General features: G+C 72.8%; 16 protein-coding genes. 7 read left to right on the top strand and 9 right to left on the bottom strand.

Annotated elements, in window-relative coordinates; genetic code table 11:
• Positions 1 to 141: 141 nt before the first annotated feature.
• The 6 genes from ACZ4U1_RS16775 to ACZ4U1_RS16750 form a co-directional block, all read right to left on the bottom strand.
• Positions 142 to 1,467, bottom strand: coding sequence for an MFS transporter (locus ACZ4U1_RS16775; protein WP_467903873.1), 1,326 nt, complete (start codon positions 1,465 to 1,467; stop codon positions 142 to 144).
• Positions 1,468 to 1,583: 116 nt separating this feature from the next.
• Entirely contained in the window at positions 1,584 to 2,534 is a 951-nt protein-coding gene (locus ACZ4U1_RS16770) for a catechol 2,3-dioxygenase (protein WP_467903871.1), read from the bottom strand.
• Positions 2,515 to 3,612 (bottom strand): 4-oxalomesaconate tautomerase, encoded by a 1,098-nt coding sequence (locus ACZ4U1_RS16765; protein ID WP_467903870.1) that lies wholly within the window; start codon positions 3,610 to 3,612, stop codon positions 2,515 to 2,517. Before ACZ4U1_RS16765 ends, ACZ4U1_RS16770 begins: the two co-directional genes overlap by 20 nt.
• Positions 3,609 to 4,319, bottom strand: a complete 711-nt coding sequence (locus ACZ4U1_RS16760) for a 4-carboxy-4-hydroxy-2-oxoadipate aldolase/oxaloacetate decarboxylase (protein WP_467903868.1) — start codon at positions 4,317 to 4,319, stop codon at positions 3,609 to 3,611. The genes ACZ4U1_RS16765 and ACZ4U1_RS16760 overlap by 4 nt, the downstream gene beginning before the upstream one ends.
• Complete coding sequence (locus ACZ4U1_RS16755) at positions 4,316 to 5,068, bottom strand: PIG-L deacetylase family protein (protein ID WP_467903866.1); 753 nt, start codon at positions 5,066 to 5,068, stop codon at positions 4,316 to 4,318. Before ACZ4U1_RS16755 ends, ACZ4U1_RS16760 begins: the two co-directional genes overlap by 4 nt.
• Before the next feature lie 66 nt (positions 5,069 to 5,134).
• Positions 5,135 to 5,785: a GntR family transcriptional regulator gene (locus tag ACZ4U1_RS16750; protein ID WP_467903864.1), complete on the bottom strand. Its 651-nt coding sequence runs from the start codon at positions 5,783 to 5,785 to the stop codon at positions 5,135 to 5,137.
• A 143-nt stretch (positions 5,786 to 5,928) separates the two neighbouring features.
• On the opposite strand from ACZ4U1_RS16750, the gene ACZ4U1_RS16745 reads away from it, so the two are divergent.
• Both ACZ4U1_RS16745 and ACZ4U1_RS16740 read left to right on the top strand, forming a co-directional pair.
• The gene (locus ACZ4U1_RS16745) at positions 5,929 to 6,687 is read left to right on the top strand and encodes an IclR family transcriptional regulator (RefSeq protein WP_467903862.1); all 759 of its coding nucleotides are present in this window, start codon (positions 5,929 to 5,931) and stop codon (positions 6,685 to 6,687) included.
• 99 nt (positions 6,688 to 6,786) lie between these two features.
• Positions 6,787 to 8,025, top strand: a complete 1,239-nt coding sequence (locus tag ACZ4U1_RS16740) for a PP2C family protein-serine/threonine phosphatase (RefSeq protein WP_467903860.1) — start codon at positions 6,787 to 6,789, stop codon at positions 8,023 to 8,025.
• On the opposite strand, the gene ACZ4U1_RS16735 is transcribed toward ACZ4U1_RS16740, so the two are convergent.
• Positions 7,965 to 8,390, bottom strand: a complete 426-nt coding sequence (locus ACZ4U1_RS16735; RefSeq protein WP_467903858.1) for an ATP-binding protein — start codon at positions 8,388 to 8,390, stop codon at positions 7,965 to 7,967. The genes ACZ4U1_RS16740 and ACZ4U1_RS16735 overlap by 61 nt on opposite strands.
• A 183-nt stretch (positions 8,391 to 8,573) precedes the next feature.
• On the opposite strand from ACZ4U1_RS16735, the gene ACZ4U1_RS16730 reads away from it, so the two are divergent.
• From ACZ4U1_RS16730 to hemC, 4 genes are all read left to right on the top strand, one after another.
• Positions 8,574 to 9,341, top strand: a complete 768-nt coding sequence (locus tag ACZ4U1_RS16730) for an IclR family transcriptional regulator (RefSeq protein WP_467903857.1) — start codon at positions 8,574 to 8,576, stop codon at positions 9,339 to 9,341.
• 44 nt (positions 9,342 to 9,385) lie between these two features.
• Positions 9,386 to 10,900 carry a glycerol kinase GlpK gene (glpK, locus tag ACZ4U1_RS16725; protein WP_467903855.1) on the top strand — a complete coding sequence of 505 codons (1,515 nt, stop codon included), beginning with the start codon at positions 9,386 to 9,388 and terminating at the stop codon, positions 10,898 to 10,900.
• Between the two features lie 174 nt (positions 10,901 to 11,074).
• Positions 11,075 to 12,055 carry an ATP-dependent DNA ligase gene (locus ACZ4U1_RS16720; RefSeq protein ID WP_467904191.1) on the top strand — a complete coding sequence of 327 codons (981 nt, stop codon included), beginning with the start codon at positions 11,075 to 11,077 and terminating at the stop codon, positions 12,053 to 12,055.
• Between the two features lie 19 nt (positions 12,056 to 12,074).
• Complete coding sequence (gene hemC / locus ACZ4U1_RS16715; protein ID WP_467903853.1) at positions 12,075 to 13,016, top strand: hydroxymethylbilane synthase; 942 nt, start codon at positions 12,075 to 12,077, stop codon at positions 13,014 to 13,016.
• Between the two features lie 16 nt (positions 13,017 to 13,032).
• Here hemC and ACZ4U1_RS16710 read toward each other — a convergent pair whose 3' ends face one another.
• Positions 13,033 to 13,557, bottom strand: coding sequence for a hypothetical protein (locus tag ACZ4U1_RS16710; RefSeq protein ID WP_467903851.1), 525 nt, complete (start codon positions 13,555 to 13,557; stop codon positions 13,033 to 13,035).
• A 426-nt stretch (positions 13,558 to 13,983) separates the two neighbouring features.
• Here ACZ4U1_RS16710 and ACZ4U1_RS16705 point away from each other — a divergent pair, with 426 nt between their 5' ends.
• Entirely contained in the window at positions 13,984 to 14,775 is a 792-nt protein-coding gene (locus ACZ4U1_RS16705) for an RNA polymerase sigma factor SigF (protein ID WP_467903849.1), read from the top strand.
• A 13-nt stretch (positions 14,776 to 14,788) separates the two neighbouring features.
• Here ACZ4U1_RS16705 and ACZ4U1_RS16700 read toward each other — a convergent pair whose 3' ends face one another.
• Positions 14,789 to 15,103 carry an ANTAR domain-containing protein gene (locus ACZ4U1_RS16700; RefSeq protein ID WP_467903848.1) on the bottom strand — a complete coding sequence of 105 codons (315 nt, stop codon included), beginning with the start codon at positions 15,101 to 15,103 and terminating at the stop codon, positions 14,789 to 14,791.
• Positions 15,104 to 15,204: the final 101 nt, after the last annotated feature.

The raw sequence follows: 15,204 nt of genomic DNA, 5'->3' as shown, positions 1-15,204 counted from the left end.
GGGAGATGGGTGAAGGGGAGGCGCGCTCTCCCTCCCCTGGGGCAAAAGACAGGGTGGACGAAATTGGGGGTATGGCGCCGGGAGGCGCCCCGGCGCCGCGCCCGTGGACCGGGGCGGCGCCGGGCGCGCGCGGGCCTGGGGTCAGCCGGCGGTGACCAGCTTCTGCCGGGCCTCGCCGGCCTCGGCGCGCCGGGCCGAGCGCAGGGCCGCGATGCCGATGAACACCGTGGACGACACGCCGGCCAGGGCGAAGGCGGTGAAGCCCCAGTCGCCGTTGCCCGCGGCGAGCAGCTGCCCGCCGAGCCACGGGCCGAAGACGGCGCCGAAGCGGCCCATGCCGGAGGTCCAGCCGACGGCGGTGGCCCGGCTGTCCGGGGCGGAGCGGATGGAGACGGTCGCGTAGATCATCGTCTGGGCGCTGTTGAGGAACACGCCGGTGAGGAAGACGACCAGGAAGGTCAGGCCGAGCGGCATGTGCACGCTGAGCAGGAAGACACCGGCCGCGGTGAGCGCGAACCAGATCGCGGAGATGCGGGGGGCGCCGAAGCGGTCGGAGGCGCGGCCGGCGATCAGCATGCCGACGATGCCGCCGAGGTTGAACAGGACCACGAAGGTGAGGGCGGAGCCGAGGTTGTAGCCCTCGCCGCGCATCAGCGTGGGCAGCCAGGTGGCGACGCCGTAGACGAGGAGGAGTCCGCCGAAGGAGGCCAGCCAGTACAGCAGGGTCTGCAGCCACTCGCCGCCGCGGAAGAGGTTCAGCAGGGCGTCCCAGCGGTCGGCCGGGGCCTTGGGGGCGGCCGCGGCGGGGAGTTCGGCGTCGTAGCGGGCGGCGAGGGCGCGGGCCTCGTCGGTGCGGCCCTTGGCGAGCAGGAAGCTCAGCGATTCGGGCATGGCCTTGAGCAGGACCGGGACGTAGAGCAGGGGGAGGACGCAGATCCAGAAGGCGGCGCGCCAGCCGACGGGCTCGACGAGCCACTTGGCGACGTAGGCGGAGAGGATGCCGCCGGCGTGGTGGGCGGTCATCAGGGCGCCGATGGTCAGGGCGCCCCGGCCGCCGCGGGCGTAGTCGGAGACCATCGAGATCGCGGTGGGCAGCAGGCCGCCGAGGCCGACGCCGGCCAGAGTCCGGCCGAGACCGAAGACGGCGACGGAGCCGGACAGGGCGCAGATCCCGGAGGCGAGCGAGAAGAGGGTGACGCAGCCGGTCATGAGCTTCTTGCGGCCGATGCGGTCGGCGACGGTACCGGCCGTCAGGGCGCCCACGAGCATGCCGAAGGTGGCGTAGCTGCCGAGGTCGCCGGCCTGGTCGGCGGTGATGCCGAGGGCCTTGGCGGCGAGCATGTGGGGCAGCACGGAGCCGTAGATGAACATGTCGAGGCCGTCGAAGAGGACGGCGAGCCAGCACAGTGCGACGACGAGCCGGGCGAGTCCGCCGCCGCGGGGGGACGGGGAGGGGGAGGAGAACATCGTTGGTTACCTCTCGTGCGGGGTGTGCCCGACGCTAGGAAGCCGCCCCGGTTCAGTCAACATTTTTGTCAACAATCTTAGTGACAATCTGGGAACGGGGGCGGCTTCACGGGGTGTCACCCCACGGGCGGGGTGCCGTGGGTATGGAAGGACTCGATGGTCCTCAGACCCCAGGCCTGGCCCTTCTTCCGCTCGGCCTCGGTCCAGGTGACGAGCGGCCAGTCCGGCGCCAGGACGAGCCGCGTGAGCGGGTTGCACAGCTCGACGCGGTTGCCGCCGGGCTCGTAGACGTACAGGAAGAACGTCTGCTGGATGGCGTGCTTGTGCGGGCCCGTCTCGATGAACACCCCGCTGTCGATGGCGAGATCGGCGGCGCGCAGGATGTCCTCGCGGGTGTCCGTAGCGAACGCGATGTGGTGCAGCCGGCCCGCGGAGCCCGTCCAGTCCTCCGTGTACACCACGTCGTACGACTTGTGGGTGAAGGTCAGCCAGCGGGCCGCGATCCGGCCGGTGTCGAGCCGGATCTGCTCGGTGGGCCGGGCGCCGAGCACGTGCTGCTGGAACTCGGCGTTGGCGAGCACGTCGGCCGCGAGGAAGTTGACGTGGTCCAGGCGGCGGACCCCCACACCCCGGTTGGGCTTGGCCTGCGGCTGGTTCTTCAGCGCCGGTTTCAGCTCGTCCGGGGCCTGGTAGTACTCGCTCTCCCAGTACAGGGCGTGTTCGTGGCCGTCCGGGTCGGTGGTGACGTACAGCCGGCCGAGGCCGGGTTCGTCCTCCACCCAGCGGCCGGTGCCGCCCGCCTCCTCGACCGCCTTGACACGGCGGTGCAGGGCCTCCTCGCCGGAGGTGCGCAGGGCGAGCCGGCCGAGGCCGGGGGTGTCGCGGGCGGTGAGGACCAGGCTGTGGTGCTCGTAGTCGTCGAAGGTGCGCAGGTAGACGGTGCCGCCGTCCCGGCCGTTGACGGTGAGCCCCAGATAGTCGGTGAAGAAGGCGACACTGGCGTCCAGGTCCGGGGTGAACAGCTGGGCGTGGCCGATATGGGCGATGTCACCGAGGGGCGGGGCCATCGGTGCCTCCAAGGGGGTGTGCGGACGGTCGGGGGAAGACGGTGCCGTCGAGGATCTTGCGGGCGGTGCGCACGACGGCCGTACGACGCACCGCCGGGACGTCCGGATCGACGTCCGTGTCGATGTCGAGGAAGCCGGTGGGGTGCTCCATGCGGAGCCGGTCGCCGTGGGCGGGGAGTCGCGCGATGCCCTCCCCCACTCCCCCGGGCAGGCGCAGCCCCGCCGCCACGCTCGCGGCGCCGAGGACGCCGATCGAGGTGTGGCAGCGGACGGGGATGAAGGTGCGGGTGGTGACCGTGCCGCCGGAGCGGGGCGGGGCGAGCAGGGTGAGCTTGGGAACGGTCGTGTTGCCGACGTCGCCGAGCCCCATCAGCTCCCCCGCCGCCAGCCGGATCTCGCGGAGCCGGCCGGCGAGCACGGGGTCCTCCTCCAGTTCCCCGGGCCGCTCGTACCCGGTGACCTTCAGCGCGGTCGCCGGGACGAGCACGGTCGGCATCCCGTTGTCGACGCAGGTCACCTCGGTGCCGGCGACGGTGTCGCGGACCCGGCCGGTGGGCAGCAGCGGGGTGTCGCCGCCCGGGAACTCGATGACCACCGGGGCGGCGGTCCCGGGCACCCCGGAGATCTCGGCGTCCCCGGTGTAGTCGACGCGCCCGCCCGGTGTGGGGAAGGTGGCGACGGCCCGCTCCCCCGTGTTGAGCATGCGGATGCGGACGGCAGTCTCGGTCGGACCGGGGGCCACGAGCCCCCGCTCGACGGCGAACGGGCCCACTCCGGCGAGGATGTTCCCGCAGTTCTGACGGTCGCTCACCTCGGCCCCGTCGACGGCCACTTGGAGGAAGAGGTAGTCGACGTCGGCGTCCGGGTCGGCGGAGGCGGAGACCACGGCCACCTTGCTGGTGAGCGGGTGGGAGCCGCCGAGGCCGTCGATCTGGCGCGGGTCGGGGCTGCCCATGATGCGCAGCAGCAGGTCGTCGCGGGCGGCCGGGTCGGCGGGCAGGTCCTCGGCGAGGAAGTAGGCGCCCTTGGAGGTGCCGCCGCGCATCAGCACGCAGCGCACCCCCGCGGGCCCGGTCATGCGCCGGCTCCGTTCCGCACGTACTCCTCGTAGGAGGTGTAGGTGACGCCCAGCCGCGCGAGCTTCTCCCGCAGCCCGTACCGGTCGAGACCGAGCCGGCCGTCGAGGAAGGCGGCGCGGGAGGCGGCCTCCTTGGCCTCGCGGGCCTCGGACGCCGCGGCGGTCTCGCGGGCCTTCTCGCGCGGGACGACCACCACACCGTCGTCGTCGGCGACGATCACGTCACCGGGGCGGACCACCTGGCCGCCGAGGGCGACCGGTACGTTGACCGAGCCGCCGGTCGCCTTCACCGTGCCCTGCGCGCAGACGGCCGCCGACCAGGCGGGGAAGCCGAGTTCGCGCAGTTCGCGGGTGTCGCGGACACCGGCGTCGATGACCAGCCCGCGCACCCCGCGCTTCTTCAGGGCGGTGGCGAACAGTTCGCCGAACATGCCGTCGGTGGAGGGCGAGGTGGTGGTGACGACCAGGATGTCCCCCTCGCCGCACTGCTCGACGGCCGCGTGGATCATGAGGTTGTCGCCGGGCCAGGACAGCACGGTGACCGCGGTGCCGGCGACCCGGACGCCCTGCTGGACCGGGCGCAGCCGGGCCGGGAGCAGCCCGGTGCGGCCCATGGCCTCGTGCACGGTGGCGACGCCGTACCCGGCGAGGGCGTCGACGTCCTCCGCCTCGGCCTTGGGCGGGTTGGTGACGATCACGCCGCTCATGCCAGCTCCTTCGTGACCTGCGGGTAGGGGCGCATGTAGGCCTCGGCCATGGTCTTGTGCGGCAGGCCGAGGTTCGGGCCGGCGTTGCGCTTGAGCTGGACGCCGCGGCGGACGGCGAGGTCGGTGTAGTAGTCCCACAGGTGCTGCTGGGCGCCCAGGCACTCCATGGCCTTGCGCTTGGTCTCCCACACCTCGGTGATGTCCAGGAGGACCTCCGGCGTGAAGCCGCTCATCTCGGGCTGGTGCGGCTCGAAGTAGAAGACGGGCGGGGCGCCGATGATCTCGCCGGGGCCGGGATAGCCGATGGCCTGGGCGAGGACGCGGGCTTCGAGGGCCATCCGGTTGGCGGCTGGGTGGTCGCCGTTGTACGGGTCCTGCACCGGGTGGGTGAGGACGACGTCGGGCTGCGTCTCGCGGTAGACGGCGACAAGCCGGTCGGTCAGCTCGGCGGTGGCGACGAGGGGGTAGTCGCCGGCGTCGAAGAAGCGGACCTCGGCGCCGAGGGTGGCGGCGGCCCGCTCCGCCTCCTCCCGGCGGATCCCCTTGATCTCGTCCAGGGTCTTTCCCTCGCGCCACGCCTTGGCGGACTCACCGCGCTCGCCGAAGGTCAGGCAGGCGATGGTGACCTTCTCGCCGCGGGAAGCGGCCAGGGCGATGGCCCCGCCGGCGCGCCACACGAAGTCGCCGGCGTGCGCGGTGACGACGAGGGTGGATCGGGCGGGTGGGGCCGGCGCGTTGGCGTGCGTCATTGCTCGGTTCTCCTTGGTCGACAGGGGTGCGCCCGCCCCGTCCCGGTCGACGCGCCGGTGCGGCGATCAGTCGCGCAGCGCCTCGATCACGCCGGCGAGGTGGGCGCGGACGGCCGCTTCGGCCGCCTGCGGGTCCCTGGCCCTGATCGCCTCGATCATCGCCAGGTGCTCGTTCAAGGATTGCTGCGGACGCCCCGGCCGGAGCGCCAGCTGGAAGCGGTGGCGGACCAGTTGGGCGTTCAGCCGCTCCAGCAGCTCGACCGCGGTCTGCTGCCCGGAGATCTCCCGGATCCGGTCGTGGAGCTGGTGGTTGAGATCGGAGTACGTCACCGGCTCGCCGTCGGCTACGGCCTTCTCCATCGCCGCGCCGAGGTCGGCCAGTTCCGTCAGCTGCTCGTCACTGGCCGCGACGGCCGCCTTGGCCGCGCACAGTCCTTCCAGGACCATGCGGCACTCCGTGATGGCGACCGCTTCCTCCACGGTCACCACCCGCACCCGCGAACCGCGGTTGCGGATCCGTTCGACCAGTCCCTGCGCCTCCAGATCGATCAGTGCCGCCCGGATGCTGGCCCGCGTCACACCGAACTGCTCGGCGAGTTCGTTCTCCACCAGCCGCTGGGCCGGCGCCATCTCGCCGTGCAGGATCGCCTGCCGCAGCTGCGCGAGCGCGTGCTGCTTGGCCTGCTCTCCGGTGCTCGGACGGGCTTCCTTCGGCATGTGCCCTCCCTGAGTGAGTGCCTGTCGAACCTAAATCTAGCCAAACAAGATTGTCAACAATTTTGTCCGCACGACTCCGGGCCGCTCGCCGGTGCAGCGATCCCGGCCTTGCCCCTGCCGGGCGCCCGGGGCAGCCTAGGGCTATGGGTGCTCCGGACGGGCCCACCCTCATCACCTCCGTGCAGCGGGCGTTCCGGCTGTTGGAGGCGGTGAGCGAGCACGAGAACGGCGCGCCGGCGAAACAGCTGGCGCGGGAGACCGGGCTGCCCCTGGCCACCGCCTACCACCTGCTGCGCACCCTTGTGCACGACGGCTACGTGCGGAAGCTGGACGACGGCGGATTCATCCTGGGCGACCGGCTGAAGTCCCTGCACACCGCGGGCCGCACCCAGACGCTGCTCAGCCGGGTGCGCCCGACGCTGAACGCCCTGCGGGACGAGCTGTCCTCCGCCGCGTACCTCACGTTCTACGAGGACGGCGAGATCAGGGTCGCCGAGATCGTGGACAGCCCCCGTACCCCACGGGTGGACCTCTGGGTGGGGTTCGAGGACGCGGGACACGCCACCGCACTGGGCAAGTCCGTGCTGCGGGAGCTGGACGAGGACGCCCGCCGGGAGTACCTCTCCCGGCACCACCTCCCCGATCTCACGCCACGGACGATCACCAGCGTCCCGGAGCTGCTCCGCAGGATCGAGTCGCCCCCGCTGGCCCCGGCCGTCACGGACCTGGAGGAGTACTCCCTCGGCACCGTGTGCGTGGCGGTGCCCGTCTACCGCGGGAACACCCTCGGCTCACTGGGCGTCTCCCTGCCGGTGGAACGCCGGGACCGCCTCCAGGAGATCCGGGCCCGCCTGCTCCCGATCGCGAGCCGCGTGACCAGGAGCCTCTCGCTCACTATCTGAAAACCCGCTCCTTGTGGCGGCCCGCCCCCGGCCCGTTTGCTTGACGAAACGGACATTCCGGGTGTGCACCCCCTACGCGCGAGGACTGCGGACGAGATCATGAGCGAGGCCCGACACCCTGGTGGCGACCCCGCACCGACGCGGCTGTGCAGGAACCGTGTGACCGGCGCCTGCGGCCCGGTCCGCCGGCGTGTCGCCGGGCCGCTGGCCGCCGGCATGCGCGTACTGCCGGTGCTGGTCGTCGCCGTCGTCGTGCTGGTCGACCTGGCCGGAGGGGCGGGGATGGTGTGGCTGCCGCTGCTGGCGGCCGGCCCCGCGCTGGCGGCCACCACCAACGGCCCGCGCGGCGTGCTCGGCGCCGGTCTCCTCGCCGCGGCGACGAGCACGGCCCTGGGCGTCGGGCACGAGGTCCCCGCCCACGACCTGGCGGCCGTACTGTGCGCCCTGCTGGCGGTCACCGCGGCGAGCGGCCTGGCCGGCGTGCTGCGCGGCCGTCGGGAGCGGGTCCTCGCGGCCGTCCGCTCGGTCGCCGAGGCCGCCCAGCAGGCGCTGCTCCAGCCCGTCCCGGAGACCGTCGGCCCGTTCCAGGTCGCCGTCCGCTACAGCGCCGCGGCGGCCGAGGCCCGCATCGGCGGCGACCTGTACGCGCTGGTTCCCACCCCGCACGGCGTCCGGCTGATCGTCGGCGACGTACGCGGCAAGGGCCTGCCCGCCGTCGGGACCGCCGCGCTCGTGCTCGGGGTGTTCCGCGAGGCCGCCCACGACGAGCCCGACCTGCTCGCCGTCGTCGGCCGGATCGAGCGGAGCCTGGCGCGCAACCTCGGCCCGGACGACTTCGTCACCGCCGTGGTCGCGGGCTGCCCCCGGTCGGGGCACCTGGAGATGGTCAACTGCGGACACGCGCCCCCGCTGCTGATATCGGCGTCCGGGGAGATCGAGGCGGTGGAGACGGCCCGCCCCGCGCCGCCCCTCGGCCTGCGCGCCCTCTCGGGCCAGGCTCCCCGGCTGCAGCGCCTGCCCTTCGGGGTGGGCGATCAGCTCTTGCTGTACACCGACGGGGTCACCGAGGCCCGCGACGGCGCCCGCGCGTTCTACCCGCTGGCCGACGGTGTGGCCCGGCATGTGTGCGACGAGCCGGCCCGCACCCTCACCGCGCTCCATGACGAGCTGCTGGCGCATGTGGGCGGCCGGCTGCACGACGACGCCGCGCTGCTGCTGCTCCGGAGGAAGTCCGCGGAGGAGTCCGTCCCCGCGCGGTCGGGCGCGGACAGCGCGGTTCAGACCGCGACCAGCTCCGCCCAGCGCGTGACCCCGCCGGAATGGAGCCGTATGCCGTGACGGGTCGCCAGGGCGTGGACGATCGACTCGCCCCGGCCGTGCTCGTCCGGGTCGATGCCGCCGAGCGGCTGACCCGCCGCACGCGCGGCTCCCGCGTCGGTGACCTCGACCCGCAGGACCCCGTCGCCGTCACGGTCCGTCCACGACAGCCGCAGCTCGGCCGGCGGCAGGGCGTGGATGATCGCGTTGGTGACCAGCTCCGACACGACGAGCAGCGCGTCCTCGACGATCTGCGGGCACACCCTCCAGTCCGCGAGGACGGCCGCCACCCGTCGGCGTACGGTCGAGACCGCGCCGGCGACGGGCGGCACCGGACACACGTGGTCGCGTGCCGCCCGGAGCAGCGTGTTGAGCTGTGCCGCCATGTTCTCTCCCGATGATCTGGACCGCCCGGCGGGACGCTCGCGCGCCTTTCGGGACTCCCATGCACGCTATGGAGACAAATCGGTCTGGTCAATGAACGGCGGTCGGCATTACCGAACGCGCGCGACCGCGGCCGTCGTCCCGCCCGCGGAGCGAAGCGTCCGCGGCGGTAATAGGCTCGCCTCATGGCCGGACCGGTCCAGTCGATCGAACGGGCGGCGGCGATTCTCCGCCTGCTCGCCGGTGGGCCCCGCCGACTCGGGCTCGGAGAGGTCGCGGCGTCACTCGGCCTCGCCAAGGGCACCGCCCACGGCATCCTGCGCACGCTGCAGCACGTGGACTTCGTGGAACAGGACGCGGCGACCGGCAAGTACCAGCTCGGAGCCGCCCTGCTGCACCTCGGCACCAGCTATCTGGACGTCAACGAGCTGCGCTCGCGCTCCCTCAACTGGGCCGACGCCCTGGCCGCCCGCAGCGGTGAGGCGGTACGCCTCGGCACTCCGCTGGAGGGCAGGGTGCTCATCGTCCACCACGTGTTCCGGCCGGACGACACCTTCCAGACGCTGGACGTGGGCTCCCTGCTGCCGCTGCACGCCTCCTCGCTCGGCAAGGTCCTGCTGGCCTACGGGACCGCGGCGGTCGAGCCGGACCGGGAGCCGGGTCTCGAGGCCTACACCCGGCACACCCTGGCCGATCCCGAGCGGCTCGCCCGGGCGCTCACCGAGGTCAGGGAGGTCGGCTGGGCCGCGGAGATCCAGGAGATGAGCATGGGCGAGGCCGGGCTCGCCGCACCGATCCGGGGGCACGGCGGCCTCGTCGTCGGCGCCATCGGGCTGTCCGGGCCGGTCGAGCGGATCTGCGACAGCCAGGGCCGGCCCCGCGCGCATCTGATCAGTCTGATCCGGGAAGCCGCGCGGGCGATCTCCCGAGACCTGGGAGCCGCCCGCTGGTAGGCCAGGACAGCCGCCCCTCGACCCGTCGGAAGGCAGACCCGATCATGGTGGAACGGTATGTGATGTCCATCGATCAGGGCACCAACTCGACCCGCTGCATCCTGTTCGACCACCGGGGGCGGCTGGTCTCGGTCGCGCAGAAGGAGCATCAGCAGCACTTCCCCCGGCCGGGCTGGGTCGAGCACGACGCCGTCGAGATCTGGCAGAACCTGCGGCGCGTCGTGCCCGAGGCGCTCTCCGACGCCGGTGCGGGCCAGGAGCAGGTCGCCGCGATCGGGCTGGCCAACCAGCGTGAGACGACGGTGCTGTGGGACCGGCGGACCGGCGCCCCGCTGGGCCGGGCGATCGTCTGGCAGGACACCCGCACGGCACCGCTCGTGGAGGAGCTGCGGGAGCGGCCCGGAGAGGCGTTCTTCCTGGACCGGTGTGCGCTGCCGCCCTCGACCTACTTCTCGGCGCTGCGGATCCGGTGGCTGTTCGACCACGTCAAGGGCGTCGAGCAGCGCGCGAAGGACGGCGAGGTGCTGTTCGGGACGATGGAGAGCTGGCTGATCTGGAATCTCACCGGGGGTGCCGACGGCGGCCTGCACATCACCGACGCGACCAACGCCAGCCGTACGATGCTGATGAACATCCGCACGCTCGCCTGGGACGACGAGCTGCTGGACTTCTTCGGGGTGCCGCGCTCGATGCTGCCCGAGATCAGATCGTCCGCCGAGACGTACGGCGAGGCCCGCGCGCTGCTGCCGGGCGTCACCATCACGGCCGCGCTCGGTGACCAGCAGGCCGCGCTGTTCGGGCAGACCTGCTTCTCCCCCGGCGAGGCCAAGTGCACGTACGGCACGGGCAGCTTCCTGCTGCTCAACACCGGTGAAGACCTCGTACGCTCCCGGCACGGACTGCTCACGACGGTCGCGTACCAGATCGGGGACCAGCCGCCGGTCTACGCCCTGGAGGGGTCGATCGCCGTCACCGGCGCCCTCGTCCAGTGGTTCCGCGACCGCCTGGGCCTGATCAGCAGCGCCCCGGAGATCGAGACCCTCGCGCGCACGGTGGAGGACAACGGCGGCTGTTACATCGTCCCCGCCTTCTCGGGCCTGTTCGCCCCGCGCTGGCGGAGCGACGCGCGCGGGGTGATCGTCGGCCTCACCTCGTACATCACCAAGGGACACCTGGCGCGTGCCGTCCTGGAGGCCACCGGATGGCAGACCCGCGAGGTCGTCGACGCCATGAACGCCGACTCCTCCATCACCCTCCAGCAGCTCAAGGTGGACGGCGGCATGACCGCGGACAACCTGCTCATGCAGTTCGTGGCCGACGTCCTCGACGTGCCCGTGGTACGGCCCATGGTCGCCGAGACGGTCTCCCTCGGCGCGGCCTACGCGGCCGGGCTCGCCGCCGGCTACTGGCCCGGCCTGGAGGTCCTGCGCCGCAACTGGCACCGAGCCGCCCAGTGGCTCCCCGCGATGGACCCCGAGCGCCGGGCGACGGAGTACGAGAACTGGCAACGGGCGGTCGAACGCTCCCTGGGCTGGATCAGACCCCCACGCACCTCCTGACGGCGACATCGTGCTGATGAGCGCGCGGTCGCGGCGGCCCTCGCCTTCGTCCTCGCCTCCTTCGTCCCCGCCTCCTCGGGGAATCCCCGGGTACGGCGGGCCCGTTCAGGGGAACCCGCGCCGAAAGGCGCGTGAGGGTGCTGGGCCCGGTCGAGACCTTCTGCCGTGACCGCCGTGACCCTGCCGCTCATCCCGCCGATGCTCGCGACCCCCGGCACCCTGCCGCCGGCCGCCCAGGACGCGCGGTGGGCCTACGAGACCAAGCAGGACGGCCAGCGGGTGATGGTGTACCTGCCCGGCGACGGCACCGTGCTGCTGCGTGCCCGCTCGGGCGAGGACATCACCGCGGCCTACCCCGAACTCCGGCCGCTCGGCGGGGCGCTGGGCACCACACCCGCTGTGCTGGACGGCGAGGTGCTGGCCCTGGACGAGCGGGGGCGCGCGAACTTCCAGCTGCTGCAGAGCCGGATGGGCCTCGCGCACGCCCCCGCCCTGGCGGCGCGCCGGGCCGCCCGGGTGCCGGTGCACCTGGTCCTGTTCGACGTGCCGTACCTGACGGAACCGCTGCTGCGGCTGCCGTACGTCCGGCGGCGGGCGCGGCTGGAGGAGCTGGGGCTCGCCGGGCCGTACTGGTCGACGCCGGCCGCCGTGACCGGGCACGGCGCCGAGGCGCTGCGCGCCACCCGGGAGCACGGCCTGGAGGGGCTGGTGTGCAAGCGCCTGGACTCGGTGTACGAGCCCGGGGTGCGCTCCCGCGCCTGGATCAAGATCCGGAACATGCGGGCGGAGGACGTGATCGTCGGCGGCTGGCTGCCCGGCAAGGGGCGGCTGACCGGACTGCCCGGCGCGGTCCTGGTCGGCCAGCGCGACCCGGAGGGCCGGCTGCGGTACGTCGGCGGGGTGGGCACCGGCTGGAGCGGGGCCGAGCGCACCGAACTGGCGGAGCTGCTGCGGGACGCGGCGAGCGACCGGTGCCCCTTCGACCCCGTGCCGCGCGTCCCCGGCGCCCGCTGGGTGCTGCCCAGGCTGGTGGGCGAGGTCAGCTACAGCACCCGTACCCGCAACGGCATGCTGCGCCAGCCCTCCTGGCTGCGGCTGCGCCCCGATCTCGGCCCGGAGGAGTCGGCGGCGGACCTGCCCGAGGCCTACGAGTGAGCGCCGGGGGGTCTATCGTGTGCGCATGCCGGTTCCCGAACTGATCCGAATCGTCTCCCGCGACTCGCCCATGGCCCTGGCCCAAGTCGAGCGGGTCCGCGCCGAGTTGGCGGTGCTGCACCCGGGCGTGCGCACCACGGTCGTACCGGTGAAGACCACCGGCGACAAGTGGCTCGGCGATCTGTCCCAGGTCGAGGGCAAGGGGGCGTTCACCAAGGAGGTGGACGCCGCCCTGCTGGCCGGGGAGGCGGACCTCGCGGTGCACTGCGTCAAGGACGTGCCCGCCGACCGGCCGCTGCCGGCCGGGACGGTGTTCGCCGCGTTCCTGAAGCGGGACGACATCCGGGACGCGCTGGTGCACCCGGGCGGGCTCACCCTGGACGAGCTGCCGGCCGGCACCCGCATCGGCACCTCCTCGGTGCGCCGGATCGCCCAACTGGCCGCCACCCACCCGCATCTGGAGTGCGTCCCGTTCCGCGGCAACGCCAACCGCCGGCTGGAGAAGCTGGCCGCCGGCGAGGCGGACGCGCTGCTGCTGGCCGTGTCCGGCCTGGAGCGCATCGGCCGGACGGATGTGATCAGCGAGGTGCTGTCGCCCGAGACGATGATGCCGCCGATCGGCGCGGGCATCCTCGCCCTGCAGTGCCGGGAGGACGACACCGACCTGATCGACGCGGTCAGCGGGCTCGGCGACCCGGACACCCACCGGGAGGCGACGGCCGAGCGGATGTTCCTGCATGTGCTGCAGGGCCACTGCAACAGCCCCATCGCCGGGTACGCGCGCGTGGACCGCAGCGGTGAACTCTCCCTGCGGGCCTGCGTCTTCACCCCGGACGGCAAGACCCGGCTGAACGCTCACGAGTGGGCGGGCCGGCTCGATCCGGCCACGCTCGGCACGTCGGTCGCGGTGGCGCTGCTCCGTCAGGGGGCGCGCGAGATCATCGACGGCATCCCGCACTGAGCCCGTCGGGCCACGCTCAGGCGGAACCGGGCTCCGTCTGGTCCCTCAGGAAGGCGCTGACCTGGTGGGCCAGACTGCCCTGCCCGGTCGCCGTGGGGGCGGCCGCCGGGGCCGGCTCCAGGACGCCGATGCCGCCCGTCCACAGCCGGCGGCCGGCCCACTCGTCGTCCACCCGCAGCTGCACCTGTACGTCCACATGGGTGAGGGCGGCCTCGGGTGCGGCGGCGTACAGCACGGCGGTGGCCCGGCGCAGCGGGTAGACGTCGAAGCCCTCGATGAACTGGGAGTTGCGCCAGTCGATGAAGGCGCCCTCGCCGTCCGGGCCGACCCGGACGTCGATCTGGCCGTCCTCCAGATGGATGCCGTAGTGCCGCGTACCGCGGTTCTCGACGGTGGCCCGGACACAGAAGTACGTCAGCCCGGCGGCGGCGTCGTCCCGTCCGCGCGGCGGCTCGGCCGGCTCCAGGCGGTGGACGCGAACCCGCAGACCGGCATGCTCCTCGTACTCGTGCCAGTCCCCGACCACGTTCGGCTCGTACACAGTGCCCCTCTCGACCTTCGAGAGCTGCTGTCTATCTGTGGGCCGAGTGCACTGTCAAATGAGCAGAATGCGCTGTGGCCAGGGAATTCACCCCCTTTGATCAGTGATCAAGCGCTGCCCAGGAAGAACTCGTCCACCGCGCCTTCCGGCCGGCCGCGCGCGCGTGTGGCACATCACGTCCCCCGACAAGATCAGCGGCCCCCCGCGGGCCATCGGTCCCACCCCGCCCCCGGGCTCATCCGACAAGGTCGGTTTGTTCTGTTTGTTTGGATATGCCCGCCAGCGGGAAAGGGCAGAGCAGTGCTTCGGACAGGAGGCACGTCCGTGGGAGCCGGCACCGCCGGACGCCCCGGTGTCCTTTCGATGGTCCGAGCGCACCTCCCACGGTGTCTGTCCACCCAGCACCTGCTGAGAGAGGTGCGCGCAATGCGTGTCACTGGCAGCACGAAGCCCCATCCCCATGACGACGCCCCGGACACCGGCGACTCCTTCGAGCGGCTCGCGCAGCTCCCCGAGGGTCCCGAGCGTCAGGCGCTCAGGGACGAGCTGATCCAGTTGTGGCTGCCCATGGCCGAGCGGATCGCCGTACGGTTCCGCGGCCGTGGCGAGGCCCTGGAGGACCTGTACCAGGTGGCCGCACTCGGCCTGGTCAAGGCGGTCGACCACTACGACCCCACCCGCGGCCGCGCCTTCGAGGCGTACGCCGTGCCCACCATCACCGGCGAGATCAAGCGCCACTTCCGGGACCACATGTGGACCCTGCACGTGCCGCGCCGGGTGCAGGACCTGCGCAACCGGGTCCGCGCCGCCGTGAAGGAGCTGGCGCAGACCACGCCGGGCCGGGCACCCACCGTCGCCGAGATCGCCGCGCACACGCGGCTCAGCGAGGACGAGGTGCGCGCCGGAATGGAGGCCCTGGAGTGCTTCTCCGCGCTGTCCCTGGACGCCGAGGTGGCCGGCACGGACGGCTACGCCCTCGGCGACTCCCTGGGCGGCCCCGACCCGGGGTTCGACCTCGTCGTGGACCGCGCCGCGGTCAAGCCCTGTCTCGCGGCCCTGCCCGAACGCGAACGCACCATCCTCTACCTGCGCTTCTTCGGCGGTATGACCCAGAGCCGGATCGCCCAGCAGCTCGGCATCTCGCAGATGCACGTCTCGCGGCTGCTCAGCGGCTGTTTCGACCGGCTGCGCGAGGAGCTGCTCGCGGAGGTCCGCTGAAAGCCGCCTCCGCTCAGCTCTCCTCGGTCCCCGGGACCTGCGTGGGGCCGTACCGGTCCAGGGCGTCCTCCAGCGCGGCGCCGATCTCGGCCGGGATGTCGCCGCGCCGCCCCCAGATCAGGATCAGCTCCGCGATGTGGCGCAGCTTGATGTTGGTGTGCTGGGAGACGTCCCTCAGCACCTGCCACCCCTCGTCCGGGGCGACCCGGCCGAGGGCGACCATCATCCCGATCGCCTGGTCGATGACCGCGTGGGAGGCCATGGCCTCCTTCATCTGGTCGACCTCGGCCTGCAGCGCGGCGATCCGCTCCGGCTCACTCTCTCCCATCCCTCCATGGTGGCAGGGGCCTGGACCCCCGCCACCCGGGGTATTCGGGAGGCATCCCACCCCGTTCCGGCCGGACACCGGTGCAGACCGGTGGCCGCCCG

This window comes from Streptomyces sp. NPDC028928 (genome assembly GCF_055564915.1).
This window is presented reverse-complemented; position numbering and strand designations above follow the sequence as displayed.

What these genes read in the sequence shown, in the direction of transcription:
- ACZ4U1_RS16750 (WP_467903864.1), bottom strand. Translation starts at nt 5,785, where the DNA reads ATGCCGAAGGAAGCCCGTCCGAGCACCGGAGAGCAGGCCAAGCAGCAC.
- ACZ4U1_RS16770 (WP_467903871.1), bottom strand. Translation starts at nt 2,534, where the DNA reads ATGGCCCCGCCCCTCGGTGACATCGCCCATATCGGCCACGCCCAGCTG.
- ACZ4U1_RS16755 (WP_467903866.1), bottom strand. Translation starts at nt 5,068, where the DNA reads ATGACGCACGCCAACGCGCCGGCCCCACCCGCCCGATCCACCCTCGTC.
- ACZ4U1_RS16705 (WP_467903849.1), top strand. Translation starts at nt 13,984, where the DNA reads ATGCGTGTCACTGGCAGCACGAAGCCCCATCCCCATGACGACGCCCCG.
- ACZ4U1_RS16775 (WP_467903873.1), bottom strand. Translation starts at nt 1,467, where the DNA reads ATGTTCTCCTCCCCCTCCCCGTCCCCCCGCGGCGGCGGACTCGCCCGG.
- ACZ4U1_RS16700 (WP_467903848.1), bottom strand. Translation starts at nt 15,103, where the DNA reads ATGGGAGAGAGTGAGCCGGAGCGGATCGCCGCGCTGCAGGCCGAGGTC.
- ACZ4U1_RS16765 (WP_467903870.1), bottom strand. Translation starts at nt 3,612, where the DNA reads ATGACCGGGCCCGCGGGGGTGCGCTGCGTGCTGATGCGCGGCGGCACC.
- glpK (WP_467903855.1), top strand. Translation starts at nt 9,386, where the DNA reads ATGGTGGAACGGTATGTGATGTCCATCGATCAGGGCACCAACTCGACC.
- ACZ4U1_RS16745 (WP_467903862.1), top strand. Translation starts at nt 5,929, where the DNA reads ATGGGTGCTCCGGACGGGCCCACCCTCATCACCTCCGTGCAGCGGGCG.
- ACZ4U1_RS16740 (WP_467903860.1), top strand. Translation starts at nt 6,787, where the DNA reads ATGAGCGAGGCCCGACACCCTGGTGGCGACCCCGCACCGACGCGGCTG.
- ACZ4U1_RS16735 (WP_467903858.1), bottom strand. Translation starts at nt 8,390, where the DNA reads ATGGCGGCACAGCTCAACACGCTGCTCCGGGCGGCACGCGACCACGTG.
- ACZ4U1_RS16730 (WP_467903857.1), top strand. Translation starts at nt 8,574, where the DNA reads ATGGCCGGACCGGTCCAGTCGATCGAACGGGCGGCGGCGATTCTCCGC.
- ACZ4U1_RS16760 (WP_467903868.1), bottom strand. Translation starts at nt 4,319, where the DNA reads ATGAGCGGCGTGATCGTCACCAACCCGCCCAAGGCCGAGGCGGAGGAC.